The sequence below is a fragment of the Paraburkholderia sp. SECH4 genome, assembly GCF_030511745.1.
In the GTDB taxonomy this organism is placed as follows: domain Bacteria; phylum Pseudomonadota; class Gammaproteobacteria; order Burkholderiales; family Burkholderiaceae; genus Paraburkholderia; species Paraburkholderia madseniana.
In genome coordinates this window covers 39,629-54,498 of the sequence record NZ_JALOCP010000028.1, presented here as the reverse complement: position 1 = coordinate 54,498, position 14,870 = coordinate 39,629, and the positions used below count along the sequence as shown (strand labels likewise).

Genomic DNA, 14,870 nt, shown 5'->3' with positions numbered 1-14,870 from the left:
CACGGCCTGCCTTTGCCTTTTTCATGACTCCAAAGCCTTCTTCGCGTTCTGCTTCCCCATCGACGCGTCCGCGCGAATCCCGTTTGACGATGCTGCATCTCGCGCCCGAATCGCTCGGTTTCGTGCTCGACTGCGCGGGCCAGGCCGTCGGCGCCGTGCGCCTCGGCGCGGCGTTGCCGGCCGCGTTGCAATCCGTATTCGTCTCCGCGCCTGAAGGCAGCGCCGCCGCTGCGCGCGGCGCGGTGCAGGACATCGCGTACCGCACCATGCGGCGTCTGGCGACCGCCGAGTGGCTGATCGCGAAGCTGGTGAAGAAGGCGCCGCCGCCGCACGTCGGTCATGTGCTCGCCTGCGCGCTCGCTTTGCTCGTCGACGATGAAGAGAACGCCGCCTATGCGCCGTTCACGGTTGTCGATCAGGCGGTGAGCGCCATCGCCGCGCGTCGTGAATTCGCGTTCGCAAAGGGTCTCGTCAACGCCGTGCTGCGTAATTTCCTGCGCGAGCGTGAGGCGCTGCTGAGCGCAGCGCAAGCTGACGAAGTTGCGCGCTGGAACTACCCGGCGTGGTGGATCGATGCGGTGAAGCGCGCGTGGCCCGACGCATGGCAAGCCGTGCTCGCCTCCGGCAACACGCAAGGTCCGCTGACATTGCGCGTCAACGCGCGCCGCTCGACAGTCGACGCCTATTTGCAGGTATTGCAGGACCATCACATTCCCGCGAGCAGGGCCGGCGAATACGCCGTCAAGCTCACCACGCCGATGTCCGTCGACCGGATCCCCGGCTTCAACGACGGAGTGGTGTCGGTGCAAGACGCCGGCGCGCAACTCGCTGCGCAACTGCTCGGCGTGCGTGACGGCATGCGAGTGCTCGACGCGTGCGCGGCGCCTGGCGGCAAAACCGGCCATCTGCTCGAACTTGCCAACTTGCAGCTCGTGGCGCTCGAAAGCGACGCATCGCGCGCGCGTCGCATCGGTGAAAACTTGCAGCGGCTCAAGCTCGAAGCGGAAGTGCGTATCGGCGACGCGGGTGCGCCCGCAAAATGGCACGACGACATCGACCAGCCGTTCGACCGCATTCTGGCCGACGTGCCGTGTTCGGCCTCGGGCATCGTGCGGCGTCACCCGGATATTCGCTGGCTGCGTCGCGCGTCGGATATTCCCGCGCTGGTCGCCGAGCAGCGCCGTATTCTCGAGGCGCTATGGCCACTCGTGAAGCCAGGCGGCGAGTTGCTCTACGTTACGTGTTCGATCTTTCCTGAAGAAGGCGAGTTGCAGGCGCAGTGGTTTGGAAACAAGTACCAGGATGCGGTACGATTGGACGCGCCGGGGCAACTTTTACCCTCAGTTGCCCGCGCGCCCGCCGGCACATCGGCCGGGTCCCATGCCGGACATGTCGCTGAAGATAGCGCCGGCTCGAACTCAGACCACGACGGATTTTTCTACGCGCGCTTTCAGAAACGGTGACCATCAAACGCTTCTTCCCGCTTCGGCTCGCTGCCGTGCTCTGGATCGTGCTGGCCGTGTGGCTCGCCGTACCGGGCGCGGCGTACGCCGATTCGATCGCGGTGCAGCGCGCGTCGCTGCAATCGGACAACACCGGCTGGAGCATCGACGCGCGTTTCGACTTCGACCTGAACAGCAATCTCGAAGACGCCGTCAACAAAGGCATTCCGCTGTACTTCACGACAGACTTCGAGCTGAGCCGGCCGCGCTGGTACTGGTTCGACGAACAGCCGGTGAGCGTATCGCAGAGCATTCGCCTGTCGTTCCAGCCGCTCACGCGTGAGTATCGTGTGTCGAGCGTGTCGTCGGGTGGCTTGCAGCTCGGCTTCACGACGCTGAAAGATGCGCTCGCGGTGATCAAGCACATCACGTCGTGGCACGTGATCGACCGCAATCAGGTGCATGTCGGGGAGACGTACAACGCGTCGGTGCGCATGCAACTCGACATCGCGCTAATGCCCAAGCCGTTCCAGATCGACGCGGTGAACAACCGCGACTGGAGCCTCTCGTCGGAGTGGAAACGCTTTACCTTCACGGTGACCGAACGTGCTAAATAGAGTGCGCCAAGCCACCAGCGTCAGCAGCATCGTCGTGCGCGTGCTGGTGTCCACGGTCGCCGTGACGGCCGTGCTGCTGCTCGTGCTGCTTGCAGCGGCGAGCGCGAATACCGAATTTTTCGACCGCTATTACCAGTGGCTGTACGCGGCCAATCTCGTGGTCGCGATGATCTTTTTGCTGGTGGTGGCGACGCTCGTCATCATCATCATTGCGCGGCTTAGAAAAGGTAAGTTCGGCACCCGGCTGTTAGCGAAACTCGCGTTCTTCATGGCGCTGGTCGGCGTGGTGCCGGGCGGCATCATTTACGTGGTCTCGTATCAGTTCGTATCGCGCAGTATCGAGTCGTGGTTCGACGTGAACGTCGAAACCGCGTTGACCTCGGGCCTGAATCTCGGCCGCGGCATGCTCGACGCGTCGCTATCCGATCTGCAGACCAAGGGCCGCCTGATGTCCGAGCAGCTGGCGAGCGCGGACGCCGCCGGCACCACGCTCACGCTGCTGCGCTTGCGCGATCAGTTCGGCGTGCAGGACGCGACGATCGTCGAACCCACGCGCAGCATGTCGGGCGCGACGCCGGACATGCACGTGGTCGCGCAGGCGTCCGGCAATTACGCGACACTCGTGTCGAACGACTTACCCACGCCATTGATGATCGATCAGGCGCGTGGCCGCGGCTATGCGGCGATCGAAGGGGAAGTCGACGGCGATCCGCGCGCGCACGGCAGCAAGGGCGCGTTGCGGCTGCGCGTCGTGCAGCGCATTCCCGATTCGAACGCGTCGCTGCTGCAGCCCACCGAGCGCTTCCTGCAGCTCACGCAGCCGGTGTCGCCGTCGCTCGCGCGTAACGCCGACGCAGTGCAGCGGGCTTATCGCGAATATCAGGAGAAGGCGCTGGGCCGTACCGGCTTGCGCAAGATGTACATCGGCACGCTGACGCTCGCGCTGTTCCTTGCCACCTTCATCGCGATGATGCTGGCGCTTGCGCTCGGCAATCAGCTTGCGCGACCGTTGTTCCTGCTCGCGCAGGGCACCAAGGAAGTGACCGAGGGCGACTACACGCCAAAGCGCGAAATCAAATCGCGTGACGAACTGGGCTTCCTCACGCAGTCGTTCAACGCGATGACGCGGCAGCTCTCCGAAGCGCGCGCGGCGGTCGAGAACAACCGGATCGCGCTCGAGCATTCGAAAGCCTATCTGGAAAGCATTCTCGCGAACCTGACCGCGGGTGTGTTCGTGTTCGACCGGCAGTTCCGTCTCACCACCGCAAACCGCGGCGCCGAGCGGATTTTCCGTCAGCAGTTCCAGGAGGTGCTGGGTTCGGCGCTCGAGCAGATTGGCGTGTTGAGCGAATTCGGCGGCATGGTGCGCAAGGCCTTCGCCGATCGCGAGGCCGCAAGCGGCGACGGTCACGACGACCGCGGCCACTGGCAGCAGCAGTTCTCGGTGCAGGTGCCGGGCGAAACCGAGCCGCTCACCTTGCTCGTGCGCGGCGCGCGTCTTGTGTCCGCCACCGATCGCGATGCGGAAGACATGCAGACCTCCGGCTACGTCGTCGTGTTCGACGATATTTCGGATGTGATCTCCGCGCAGCGTTCGATCGCCTGGGGCGAAGTCGCGCGGCGTCTCGCGCACGAGATCAAGAACCCGCTCACGCCGATCCAGTTGTCCGCCGAGCGTTTGCAGATGAAACTCGCCGACAAGCTGTCGCCCTCGGATGCCGATGTGCTGAAGCGCGGCGCGACCACTATCGTCAATCAGGTCGCGGCGATGAAGCAGATGGTCGACAATTTCCGCGACTATGCACGCACGCCCCCTGCAGTGCTGGCGCATCTGCAACTGAACGAACTGGTCAGCGAGGTGCTCACGCTGTACGGTATCGAAGAAGGCAAGGGCGCAATTCAGGTAGAGCTCGCGGATTTGCCGGCGATTCGCGGCGACGCGACACAATTGCGACAGGTAATTCACAACCTGCTGCAGAATGCACAGGATGCCGTGGCCGACGTCGAACAACCGCGTGTGTTGCTCGAGACGAGGACAGTAGAATACGGAGACCCCGACGCGGAAGGCAAAGTACACGTCGCGGTGCGTCTGACAGTGTCGGATAACGGACCGGGCTTCCCCGCGCGTATCCTGACACGTGCATTCGAACCTTACGTGACGACCAAGGCCAAAGGTACGGGCCTCGGTCTTGCGATGGTCAAGAAGATCGTCGACGAACACGGCGCGCGCATCGACATTCGCAACCGCATGAAAGCGGGCGATGTGATTGAAGGCGCGCAGATATCGATCCTCTTCCTTCAACTGGCAGACGATGCCGCGGCGCCTGGAGCAGGGTCGCGGCCGGCGCATGGCAATGCGTCGCAGGGAACGACAAAAGCAACAGTGCAGACAAGGGCAGCGTAAATGGCAACCATCCTGGTGGTAGATGATGAAATGGGCATCCGGGAATTGCTCTCGGAGATCCTGAGCGACGAGGGGCATGTCGTGGAGGCCGCGGAAAACGCGCAGGAAGCGCGCGAATTCCGCTTGCGCCAGGCGCCGGACCTGGTGCTGCTCGACATCTGGATGCCCGATACGGACGGCGTCACCTTGCTCAAAGAATGGGCCGCGCAGGGGCAGCTGACCATGCCGGTGATCATGATGTCCGGTCACGCAACCATCGATACGGCGGTTGAAGCAACCAAGATCGGCGCACTCAATTTCCTCGAGAAGCCGATTGCGTTGCAGAAGCTGCTGAAGGCAGTCGAGCAGGGCCTCGCCCGCGGCAATGCGGTCGGTGCACCGGGCGGCGCGGTCGCCAAGCCGGCGTTGCCGGTCAGCGCTTCGGCCGTGGCTTCGGCGGCTGCGTTGCCGATGCTGTCGTCGGATGGCATGGGCAGCGGCGCGTTGGCTGCGCAAACGGCGTCGATCTCGTTCGACATCCCGTTGCGCGATGCGCGCGATGCGTTCGAGCGTGCTTACTTCGAATATCACCTCGCGCGCGAGAATGGCAGCATGACGCGCGTCGCGGAAAAGACGGGTCTCGAGCGCACGCACTTGTATCGCAAGCTCAAGCAGCTCGGTGTCGATCTCGGTAAGAACAAAGGGGAGTGAAGGGCCTGCGCAATGCGTGCAGGTTCGGGCGCGGCAGATTTTTTCGAGAAGGGGCTTGTCGTGCTGCTGACCCTTTGATATCATTTCGTTCTTCGTTGGCCCGGTAGCTCAGTTGGTAGAGCAGCGGATTGAAAATCCGCGTGTCGATGGTTCGATTCCGTCCCAGGCCACCAGGATTCAGCCCCAGGAAATCGCAAGATTCCTGGGGCTTTTCCTTTTTTGTCCCGTTTCTGATGGGCATGTGTGGTGACGTAGGCAGCTTGCCCCACGGCGGGTGCGCTCGGCGGCATTGGGCGTCGCGTGATAAAATTGCGCCAGTTCAAGGACTTGCATGCGAGGGTGCTGTAGGCGTTCCACTGGCGCGCCACCGCACCAAACGCGTCTTTTCGTATCCTGAAGCGGCGCCTTTTGCGCACTCTGCCGCAACACGGCAAGGCCGCAACAGGTGCCGAACCCTTCGCCCGACGATTAACGGTATAAGCGCCCAGCGACTCTGCATGGGGAAGGCGCGGCCTATACTGCTTTGGGCCGGCAGCAGTGCCGGCACGCGTCGCGCCGCGTTGCTTGCATGGCGCACCTCGCGCAGCGCGACGTGGCACTCATCATTCACGGAGTTTCACGGTGATCCGCAAAGACGCTAAACGTAGCGCTCTGGTGCTGTTTTCCGGCGGCCAGGATTCCGCCACGTGCCTCGCCTGGGCCCTCGAACGTTATGAAACAGTCGAGACGCTGGGCTTCGATTATGGCCAGCGGCACCGAGTCGAACTCGAATGCCGCGAAGGGTTTCGTAACGCGGTGACGCGGACATTTCCGGCGTGGGCCGACCGCCTCGGCGAAGATCACATGATCGATCTGTCGGTGCTCGGCTCGATCAGCGATACCGCGATGACGCGCGAAATCGAGATTCACGCCACGGCGAACGGTTTGCCGAATACGTTCGTGCCGGGCCGCAATCTGATGTTCATGACGATCGCCGCGGCCATCGCCTATCGGCGTGGTTTGCAGGTGCTGGTTGGCGGCATGTGCGAGACGGACTTCTCGGGTTACCCCGATTGCCGCGACGACACGATGAAGGCATTGCAGGTCGCGCTGAACCTCGGCATGGATACGCGCTTCCTGCTCGAAACGCCGCTGATGTGGCTCGATAAGGCCGACACGTGGCGTCTCGCGCACGAGTTGGGCGGCGACGAACTGGTCGAACTGGTGCGCGTCGAAACGCACACCTGCTATGTCGGCGAGCGCGCCGAGTTGCATGCATGGGGCTTCGGCTGCGGCGAATGCCCGGCGTGCCGCTTGCGCAAGCGCGGTTTCGAAGCGTATCTGGCCGGTGAGAAGGTGACCGAGCCGGTCTGACGCTCACCGAAGTTTTACGCTGGCGCACCGTGCGAACGGGCGCCGCGCAGGCAATTATTTTCAGGAACACAAGGCAGAAAGCAGCATGACTTACGCGGTCAAGGAAATCTTCTACACATTGCAGGGCGAGGGCGCGAATGCCGGGCGTCCGGCCGTGTTCTGCCGGTTCGCCGGCTGCAATCTGTGGTCGGGCCGCGAAGAAGATCGTGCGGATGCGGTCTGCCGTTTCTGCGATACGGACTTCGTCGGGACCGATGGTGAGAACGGCGGCAAGTACCGTACGCCGGAAGATCTGGTGCAGATGATCGCGTCGCAATGGCCGGAAGGCGAGGGCGAACGCTTCGTGGTCTGCACGGGCGGTGAGCCGATGTTGCAGATCGATCAGCCGTTCGTCGATGCGCTGCATGCCGCCGGCTTCGAAATCGCCATCGAAACCAACGGCTCGCTGCCGGTGCTCGAGACGATCGACTGGATCTGCGTGAGCCCGAAAGCCGACGCACCGCTCGTCGTCACCAAGGGCAACGAACTGAAGGTCGTGATTCCGCAGGACAACCAGCGTTTGTCCGAGTATGCGAAGCTCGACTTCGAGTATTTCCTCGTCCAGCCGATGGACGGCCCGTCGCGCGACCTCAACACCAAGCTCGCGATCGACTGGTGCAAACGCCATCCGCAATGGCGCCTGTCGATGCAGACCCACAAGTATCTGAACATTCCCTGATTTGCCGTGCTGACGATTACACGAAAACTCGAATTCGACGCGGGTCACCGCATCCCCGATCACCGCAGCCAGTGCCGTAATCTGCACGGCCATCGCTATGTGCTCGAAATCACGCTGCAAGGCGACCTGGTCGATACCGAAGGCGCGCCGGATCGCGGCATGGTGATGGACTTCGCCGACGTGAAGTCGCTCGCGGTCGAGCATCTGGTCGACAAGTGGGATCATGCGTTCCTCGTCTACGAAGGCGATACGCAGGTGCGCGGTTTTCTGGAAACCATGGCGGGGCACAAGACAGTCGTGCTCGATCGCATCCCGACCGTTGAAAATCTCGCTGCCGTCGCGTTCGATATCCTCGCGAACGTCTACGACGCGCATTACGGTGTGAATCTGCGTTTGCATAAGGTGCGTCTGTTCGAGACGCCGAACTGCTGGGCCGACGTGGTCCGCGATTAAGTTCAGGGCCGCGCGACTCAAGCCCGCGGGCCAACCCCCACGTTATTGTCACGGTATGATCGCTCCGATAACCACATGGAGCGAGACATGCCGGTCACCGCATTGCGTCGCAGCAGGCATTCAGGCCGTCACGGCCCGGGCGTTGGCCTGTTCGGCTGCGCCATCCTCACCCGCGTTTCAGGCGATGTGTCCCATCGCCAGGGAGCGCGGCAATGAGCACCTTCACGAATCCCCTCAAGCAACGTCTGAAAGAAGCCGATACGCAGTTCGGGCTATGGCTTTCGCTCGGTAGCGATTCTGCCGCCGAGGCGCTCGCGCACGCCGGTTTCGACTGGTTGCTGATCGACATGGAGCATGCACCGAACGATAGCGGTGACGTTACGTCGCAATTGCGCGCGATCGCCGCGGCGCATCTGCCGAGCGAGCCCGTTGTACGCGTGCCTGCCAGCGAGGCGTGGCTCGTCAAGCGCGTGCTCGACGCCGGCGCCCGCACGCTGATGTTCCCGAATATCGAAACCGCGGAAGAGGCGGCACAGGCCGTGCGTCTGACGCAGTATCCGACCGCCGATGCACTCGACGGTCAGCGCGGTGTGGCCGGCGCGGTGCGGGCGGCTGCGTACGGCATGCGGCGCGACTACGTGCAATCCGCCAACGCGCAGATCGCGACCATCGTGCAGATCGAGTCGGCGCGCGGCCTGCAGGAGGTGGAGAAGATCGCGGCTACGCCGGGCGTCGATTGCCTGTTCGTCGGACCGGCCGATCTCGCCGCGAGCCTCGGCCACCTCGGCGATTCGAAGCATGCCGACGTGCAGGCGGCGATGGCGCGCATTGTCAGCGCCGCCGATAAGGCCGGCATCGCCGCAGGAATTTTTGCTATGGATGTCGCGAGTGCAAAGCAGCACCGCGATGCGGGTTTTCGTTTTATCGCTCTGGCCGCCGACGTCATGTGGATGTTGCGCGCGACCCGCCAGGCGTTGCAGGAGGTGAGGACATGAAGGGGATGGTGCAGTGCGTCGTGGTGCGTCTGGCGGTTACCGCGGCGTTGATGGCGAATGTGACGGCGTTTGCGCAGGACAATCGCGTCGCGAAGTCGAGCGATCCGGAGACGCAAACCGCGGTCGCCGATTACAACGCCGGCAATATGGGCGCGGCGCTTGCTGAGTTCCGTAAAGCGGCGGAGCATGGCAGCCGGCTGGCCGAGTTCAACTACGCGATGATGTTGCTCAACGGTGAAGGCACCACGGCCAATGTCGACGAAGGCAAGAAGTGGCTGCGCAAAGCCGCCGACGCCAACATGTCGCACGCGCAGTACGTGTACGGCAAGATGTACGACGACGGCGAGTTCGTCGGGCGTGATCCGGTCGAAGCGCACCGGTGGTTCCTGAAGGCCGCGCAGCAGGGGCACGTGCAGGCGGAACTCGCGTTGGCCAACCAGTTTCTCGATGGCCGTGGCACGACTCGCGATAACCAGCAGGCGTTTGTCTGGTACAAGAAGGCCGCGCAAGGCGGCGACATGACCGCGCAGTACGTGACCGGCTCGTTCTACGAACGTGGCGGCGACGGCGTGGACAAGAACCTGAACGTGGCGCGTGCGTACTACGCGGCAGCGGCGGCACAGGGCGATCCGGCGGCCAAGCTCAAGTATCAGCAACTGAGCGCGCAATTGCGGGATCAGAAAGAAGTGAAACCGCAGTAGATGAGACCGCATTGAATGAAAAAGGGGCGCTCCTGACGGTGCGCCCCTTTTCTTTATCGGGCCTGTTGTGGTCTGCTTCGACTTTGCCTCATTTGGCTCGGCATCCCTCGGTTTTGCTGCCTTCGGCTGCGCAGTCTGCACCTTGGGACCTTTGGGACCTACGCCCAGCCCCGCTCTAACTCTGCATCAACCGCTTCTGCCGCGCGACGCTCATGATGAGCCCGATCGCGACCCCCAGCGTAGTCAGCGCAGTGCCGCCGTAACTCATGAACGGCAAGGGCACGCCCACCACCGGCAAGATCCCGCTCACCATACCGATGTTGACGAACGCATAGGTGAAGAACGCCATCGTCAGCGATCCGGCCAGCAGCCGCCCAAACAGCGTCGCCCCATTGGCGGCGATATACAAACCGCGCGCGATCAGCAGCATATAAAGCGTGAGCAGCACGATCCCGCCCGCCAGCCCGAACTCCTCGGAAAACACCGCGAAGATGAAGTCAGTGTGCTTCTCGGGGATGAACTCCAAGTGCGCCTGGGTACCCTTCAGCCAGCCCTTGCCGAGCGGGCCGCCCGAGCCGATTGCAATCACCGCCTGGATCGTGTGGAAACCCTTGCCAAGCGGATCGGACGTCGGATCCAGCAGCGTACAGATACGGTGCTTCTGATAATCGTGCATCAGCGGCCACTGCACTTCCGGCTGACAGATCTTGTCCTGGAACGCCGCGATCGAGCCGACCGCGATCACGCCGGCAATCAGCACCGGCACGATCAGCTTGAAACTCAGCCCCGCGAAGTAAATCACGAAGAGGCCGGCCGCGAACACCAGCACGGCGGTGCCCAGGTCAGGCTGCTTGGCGATCAAACCGACCGGCACGATCAGGATCAGGAAGCCGACCAGAAAGTCGTACCAGCGCATCACGCCTTCGCGGCGCTGGTAGTACCAGGCGAGCATCAGCGGCGTGGCGATCTTCAGAATTTCCGATGGCTGGATCACCACGCCGACGTTGATCCAGCGCTTCGCGCCCTTGCGCGTGAGGCCGAACAGCGCCACGGCCACCAGTAACGCGATCCCGAACGTATAAAGCGGAACCGCGAAGCGCATCAGTGTGGTGGGCGGCACATTGGCCAGCGCCCACATCAGCACGAACGTCAGCATGATGTTGCGCAGTTGGTCTTCCACGCGGCCGGGCATGTCCAGCGTCGCGCTGTAAAGCGTGATGATGCCGACGCACAGCAGCAGAAACACGATCAGGGCGAGCGGACGGTCGAAGCCCACGAACATCCGCTTGATGCGGTCGAGCCAGGCGCGCTTGTCGAATTGCATGCCTTTCTCCTTACTCGTCGATGCCGCCGGAAACCGGCTGGCGTGGCGACGTAGGCTGAATGCTGTCATCCCGCGACGGGGCGGCGGCAGTCGGTACCGACTCGCTGCTCGGGCGGGGTTTGTGCGGGACGCCGGATTTACGCGGCGCCGGAATCTTTGCAGCGGCGGACGCGGATGCAGCGACGGCCGCCGACGCGCTGGTTGCACCGGATGCGGAAGCAGTCGCCTTAGCCGGCGATGTCGCAGCCGAAGGCGCCGATGCCGATGCAGCAGCCGAAGCCGATGCAGCAGCCGAAGCCGAAGCCGAAGCCGCCGCCGCTGCAGAAGCTGCCGCCGCGGCCGAAGCGGCACCCGGCATCGGCAATGCCGTGAAGCCCGCCGCGATCTTGACCGGCTGCGCCGCGTCCTGCGGCGTCGGTGCGTCACCCACTTCTGGTGCGGACGCATCCTCCGTCGCCGAGGCCGCTGCTGCGACAGCCGCCGCTTCAGCGCCTGGCTTGTTCTTGCCGACCAGGTAGTAATCGAGCACACGACGTGCGATCGGACCGGCCGCTTCCGCGCCCCAGCCGCCGTTTTCGACGATCAGCGCGAGTGCGATCTTCGGTTGCTCGGCCGGCGCGAACGCGATGAAGAGCGCGTGGTCGCGCAGATGCTCGGCGATTGCGTGGCCCTTGTAGTTCGCGCCTTGCAGCGAGTAGACCTGCGCCGTACCGGTCTTGCCGGCGGCCAGATAGGGTGCGCCGATGAACAGCTTCGACGCCGTACCGTTGGTCACGACGCCTTCCATCGCGCGCTTGATGATGTCGATGTCCGATTGCTTCACCGCGATCTTGTCGCTCGGATCGCGCACGACCGGGCGCGTATCTTTGGTGATCGGATTTTCGATGTCGCGCACGAGGTGCGGCTTCATCACGACGCCGTTGTTCGCGAGCGTGGCCGTGGCGTGGGCGAGTTGGAGAATGGTGAACGAGTTATAGCCTTGGCCGATGCCCAGACTGATCGTTTCGCCTTCATACCAGCGCTGCTGCTCGGGCTTGCGGTACGCCTTGCGCTTCCAGTCCGTCGACGGCAGGATGCCGCGCGCTTCGCCTGAAATGTCGATGCCGGTGATCTGGCCGAAGCCCCACGGCTTCATGAAGCCGGCGATCGCGTTGACGCCGAGATCGTGTGCGAGCATGTAGAAATACGTGTCGTTCGACACCACGATCGCGCGGTTCATGTCGACCCAGCCCTGGCCCGAGCGCACGTCGTTGCGGAAGGTATGGCCGCCGAATGTGTACGAGCCCGGATCCTGGAAGCCCCAGCCCGGCGTGCGCTTATGCAGCGTCAGCGCGGCGAGCGCCATGAACGGCTTGTAGGTCGAGCCCGGCGGGTAGGTGCCGTGCAGCGGACGGTTCAGCAGCGGATGGTCCGGCGAGTTGTTGAGCTCGTCCCAGGTCTGCTGATCGATGCCGTCGACAAACGAATTCGGATCGAAGCTCGGCGCCGAGACGAACGCGAGCACATCGCCGGTTGCCGGTTCGATCGCGACCAGTGCCCCGCGGCGGCCCGCGAAGGCTTGCTCGGCGACCTGCTGCAGGCCGATGTCGATCGACAGTTCGAGGTTGTTGCCCGGCGTTGCCTGGGTGCGCGACAGCGTGCGTACAGGCCGGCCACCGGCGGTGACTTCGACTTCCTCAAAACCGGTCTGGCCGTGCAGTTCCGTCTCGTAGCTCTGCTCGACGCCGATCTTGCCGATGTAGTCGGTGCCCTTGTAGTTGTTCGCGTCGAGGCGCGGATCGTAGTGATCCGGATCGCTGTCGTTCTGATCGCTGGCGTCGTCGATGCGGTCCTGATCGCGCTGCGAAATTCGCCCGATATAGCCGATCACGTGTGCCGCGGTGGGCCCGAGCGGATATTGGCGGAACAGGCGCGCGCGCACTTCCACACCCGGAAAGCGGAAGCGTTGCGCGGTGAAGCGCGCGACTTCGTCGTCGGTGAGGCGGGTGCGGATCGGCAGGCTCTCAAAGTTCTTCGAGTCTTCCTGCAGCTTCTTGAAGCGGCGCCGGTCGCGTGCGTCGATCGAGACCACGGTGGCCAGGTTGTCGATTACGTTTTCGAGCGTGTCGTTCAGCTTCGACGGGGTGATTTCGAGCGTGTAAGCCGAGTAGTTCTTGGCCAGCACCACGCCGTTACGGTCGGTGATGATGCCCCGGTTCGGCACGATCGGTGCGACCGAGATGCGGTTCTCGTCGGCTTGCAGCGAGTACTTGCTGTAGTGCCAGACCTGCAGGACCAGGAAACGGAAACCGATCAGCCCGAAGCAAACGAACACGAACACGCCCGCCGCCGCGACGCGCAGGCGGAACTTCGAGAGCTGTTGCTGAGTGTCCTTGAATTCGGTCATGCGATTCTGCAAAAGGCCGCGTGGCGGCCATCATGAGTGTGCGCCCAAACCGGCCGGAACCGGGAGGCATGAACAGCGATGCGCGTCGAGCGGGCCGGGAGCGTGGATTTCATCGGAACGGCCGGCGGGCTCGATGCGTGATTAAATCGGCCGCGTATCGTCCGGATCGGCCGGGCGACGCTGCGGCATCAGCAGCAGCATGCTGGCGACCGGCCACAGCGCAGCTTCGACGAAACCGTCGATCAGGTAACTCCAGCCCGGAAACGCAGCGCCGGTCAGCAGACGGATCACGAACGGCACCAGTTGCGCGACGACCAGCAGCGGCATCACCGCGAAAGTCTGCACGCCGAGCGACATCCACAGCACCCGGCGATGGATCGTAATCGCGCCATACGACAACAACGTATACGCCAGCGCGTGCTCACCGAGCAGGCTGGCGTTGTGTACGTCCATCAACAAGCCGAGAAAGAACGCGATGCCCATACCGACTTTGCGCGGCTGGTGCACGTTCCAGAACAGCAGCACGAGCGCTACGAAGTCCGGCACACCGGCGAGGCGCCCCCACGGCATCAGGTTCAGCAGGAACGCCGCGGCGAGGCTGAACGAGATGAAGTACGGATTGACCGGCTGCAGGATGTATTGCGGACGGTTCATGGCTGGGCCCCCGGCGTGGCTTGCGGCTTCGCGCTCTTGTCAGCGGCCGGTTTCTTTTCGGTGGCGGTTTTCTTCTCAGCGGCCGTGGCTTTGGCCGACGGCTTTTCAGCGGGCTTGGCAGCGGCGACGGCGGGCTTTTCGGCAGGCTTGGCAGCGGATTTATCCGTTGCGGCCTTGTTGTCCGCTGGCTTGCCGCCCTTCTTCGCTTTCGCGTCCTTGGCGGTCGCGGCCGCATCGGGCTCTTCCGCCGGACGCGGCGGCACGTTGTTCAGATAGTGCAGCACGAGCAACTGACGTGCGCCGCGCACAGGCGCCACCGGCAAGCAGATCACGCGCGCGAACGCCGTATCGGCCTGTTTGTCGACCCGCACGACTTTCGCGACCGGCAGCCCCGGCGGATAAACGCCGTCGAGCCCGCTGGTCACGAGTTCGTCGCCGGTTTGCACATCGGCGCTGATCGGCACGAAGCGCAGATCTAGCGTATCGCCCTTCGGCGTGCCGTAAATCACGCTGCGCAAGCCGGTGCGCACGATCTGCACGGGCACGGCCTGATCCTTGTCGGTGAGCAGCGTCACTTCGGCTTGCAGCGGGAACACGCGTGTCACCTGACCTATCACGCCGTCTTCGTTGACGACCGGCGAACCGTTCTGGACGCCTTGCTGGGCGCCGCGGCCAATCACGACCTTCTGCGTGAACGGGTCGCGCGTGTCGTACTGGATTTCAGCCGGCAGCGATTGCGTGGTCGAGCGCTGCGAGAGTTGCAGCAGCGCGCGCAAATGCGTGTTTTCGGCGGCCAGTTCGGCGGCCGTATTGGCTTGTTGCGAGAGCTGAAGATCTTTGGTGCGCAGTTTGTCGTTCTCGCTGCGCAACGTGGCGCTGGTCACGGCCAGGTCGGCTGCGCCCATGAACACGTCGCGCGGCACGAGGGCTGCGCGTTGCAACGGATAAAGACCCGCGCCGAGCACGCCGCGAACGATTTCGAGCGTTCTGAAGCGTGCATCGGAGATCAGCAGGGCGAGCGCCAGCACGACGAAAAACACCAGCCGTGCGAGGGCGGACGGGCCTTGCTTGAACAGGGGCGGCGGACTGTATTCCATGGTCGGCGCCGGGGGCGTGAGCGGTTGGGTGAGACG

13 protein-coding genes and 1 tRNA gene are annotated in these 14,870 nt (G+C 63.6%); 10 read left to right on the top strand and 4 right to left on the bottom strand.

Translation table 11 applies throughout. The features are described 5' to 3' along the window. Nucleotides 1-23 precede the first annotated feature (23 nt). The 10 genes from rsmB to M0D67_RS29840 all read left to right on the top strand — a co-directional run bounded on the left by rsmB (nt 24) and on the right by M0D67_RS29840 (nt 9,373). Nucleotides 24-1,463 carry a 16S rRNA (cytosine(967)-C(5))-methyltransferase RsmB gene (rsmB, locus tag M0D67_RS29885; protein WP_266240712.1) on the top strand — a complete coding sequence of 480 codons (1,440 nt, stop codon included), beginning with the start codon at nt 24-26 and terminating at the stop codon, nt 1,461-1,463. Further along, the gene (locus tag M0D67_RS29880) at nt 1,460-2,059 is read left to right on the top strand and encodes a DUF4390 domain-containing protein (RefSeq protein WP_054037187.1); all 600 of its coding nucleotides are present in this window, start codon (nt 1,460-1,462) and stop codon (nt 2,057-2,059) included. The genes rsmB and M0D67_RS29880 overlap by 4 nt, the downstream gene beginning before the upstream one ends. Further along, a complete protein-coding gene (locus M0D67_RS29875; protein WP_171925225.1) occupies nt 2,049-4,463 on the top strand; it encodes a PAS domain-containing sensor histidine kinase in 2,415 nt (804 codons plus the stop codon). Before M0D67_RS29880 ends, M0D67_RS29875 begins: the two co-directional genes overlap by 11 nt. Beyond that, complete coding sequence (gene esaR, locus M0D67_RS29870) at nt 4,464-5,153, top strand: response regulator transcription factor EsaR (RefSeq protein ID WP_054037109.1); 690 nt, start codon at nt 4,464-4,466, stop codon at nt 5,151-5,153. A 97-nt stretch (nt 5,154-5,250) separates the two neighbouring features. Then, nucleotides 5,251-5,326, top strand: a tRNA-Phe gene (locus tag M0D67_RS29865). A gap of 448 nt (nt 5,327-5,774) precedes the next feature. Beyond that, nucleotides 5,775-6,506 (top strand): 7-cyano-7-deazaguanine synthase QueC, encoded by a 732-nt coding sequence (gene queC, locus M0D67_RS29860; protein WP_168435636.1) that lies wholly within the window; start codon nt 5,775-5,777, stop codon nt 6,504-6,506. 85 nt (nt 6,507-6,591) lie between these two features. Further along, nucleotides 6,592-7,224, top strand: a complete 633-nt coding sequence (gene queE, locus M0D67_RS29855) for a 7-carboxy-7-deazaguanine synthase (RefSeq protein WP_154559671.1) — start codon at nt 6,592-6,594, stop codon at nt 7,222-7,224. A gap of 9 nt (nt 7,225-7,233) precedes the next feature. Continuing rightward, nucleotides 7,234-7,677, top strand: coding sequence for a 6-carboxytetrahydropterin synthase QueD (gene queD, locus M0D67_RS29850; protein ID WP_093634683.1), 444 nt, complete (start codon nt 7,234-7,236; stop codon nt 7,675-7,677). 212 nt (nt 7,678-7,889) lie between these two features. Further along, nucleotides 7,890-8,672: an HpcH/HpaI aldolase/citrate lyase family protein gene (locus tag M0D67_RS29845; RefSeq protein ID WP_171925224.1), complete on the top strand. Its 783-nt coding sequence runs from the start codon at nt 7,890-7,892 to the stop codon at nt 8,670-8,672. A 50-nt stretch (nt 8,673-8,722) separates the two neighbouring features. After that, nucleotides 8,723-9,373, top strand: coding sequence for a tetratricopeptide repeat protein (locus M0D67_RS29840; protein WP_266240756.1), 651 nt, complete (start codon nt 8,723-8,725; stop codon nt 9,371-9,373). 175 nt (nt 9,374-9,548) lie between these two features. Here M0D67_RS29840 and rodA read toward each other — a convergent pair whose 3' ends face one another. The 4 genes from rodA to mreC all read right to left on the bottom strand — a co-directional run bounded on the left by rodA (nt 9,549) and on the right by mreC (nt 14,834). Then, entirely contained in the window at nt 9,549-10,697 is a 1,149-nt protein-coding gene (rodA, locus tag M0D67_RS29835) for a rod shape-determining protein RodA (protein WP_054037121.1), read from the bottom strand. Between the two features lie 10 nt (nt 10,698-10,707). After that, complete coding sequence (gene mrdA, locus M0D67_RS29830; protein ID WP_266240711.1) at nt 10,708-13,083, bottom strand: penicillin-binding protein 2; 2,376 nt, start codon at nt 13,081-13,083, stop codon at nt 10,708-10,710. A 141-nt stretch (nt 13,084-13,224) separates the two neighbouring features. After that, complete coding sequence (mreD, locus tag M0D67_RS29825) at nt 13,225-13,737, bottom strand: rod shape-determining protein MreD (RefSeq protein ID WP_054037125.1); 513 nt, start codon at nt 13,735-13,737, stop codon at nt 13,225-13,227. Beyond that, nucleotides 13,734-14,834: a rod shape-determining protein MreC gene (gene mreC / locus M0D67_RS29820; RefSeq protein WP_171925221.1), complete on the bottom strand. Its 1,101-nt coding sequence runs from the start codon at nt 14,832-14,834 to the stop codon at nt 13,734-13,736. Before mreC ends, mreD begins: the two co-directional genes overlap by 4 nt. Nucleotides 14,835-14,870 lie beyond the last annotated feature (36 nt).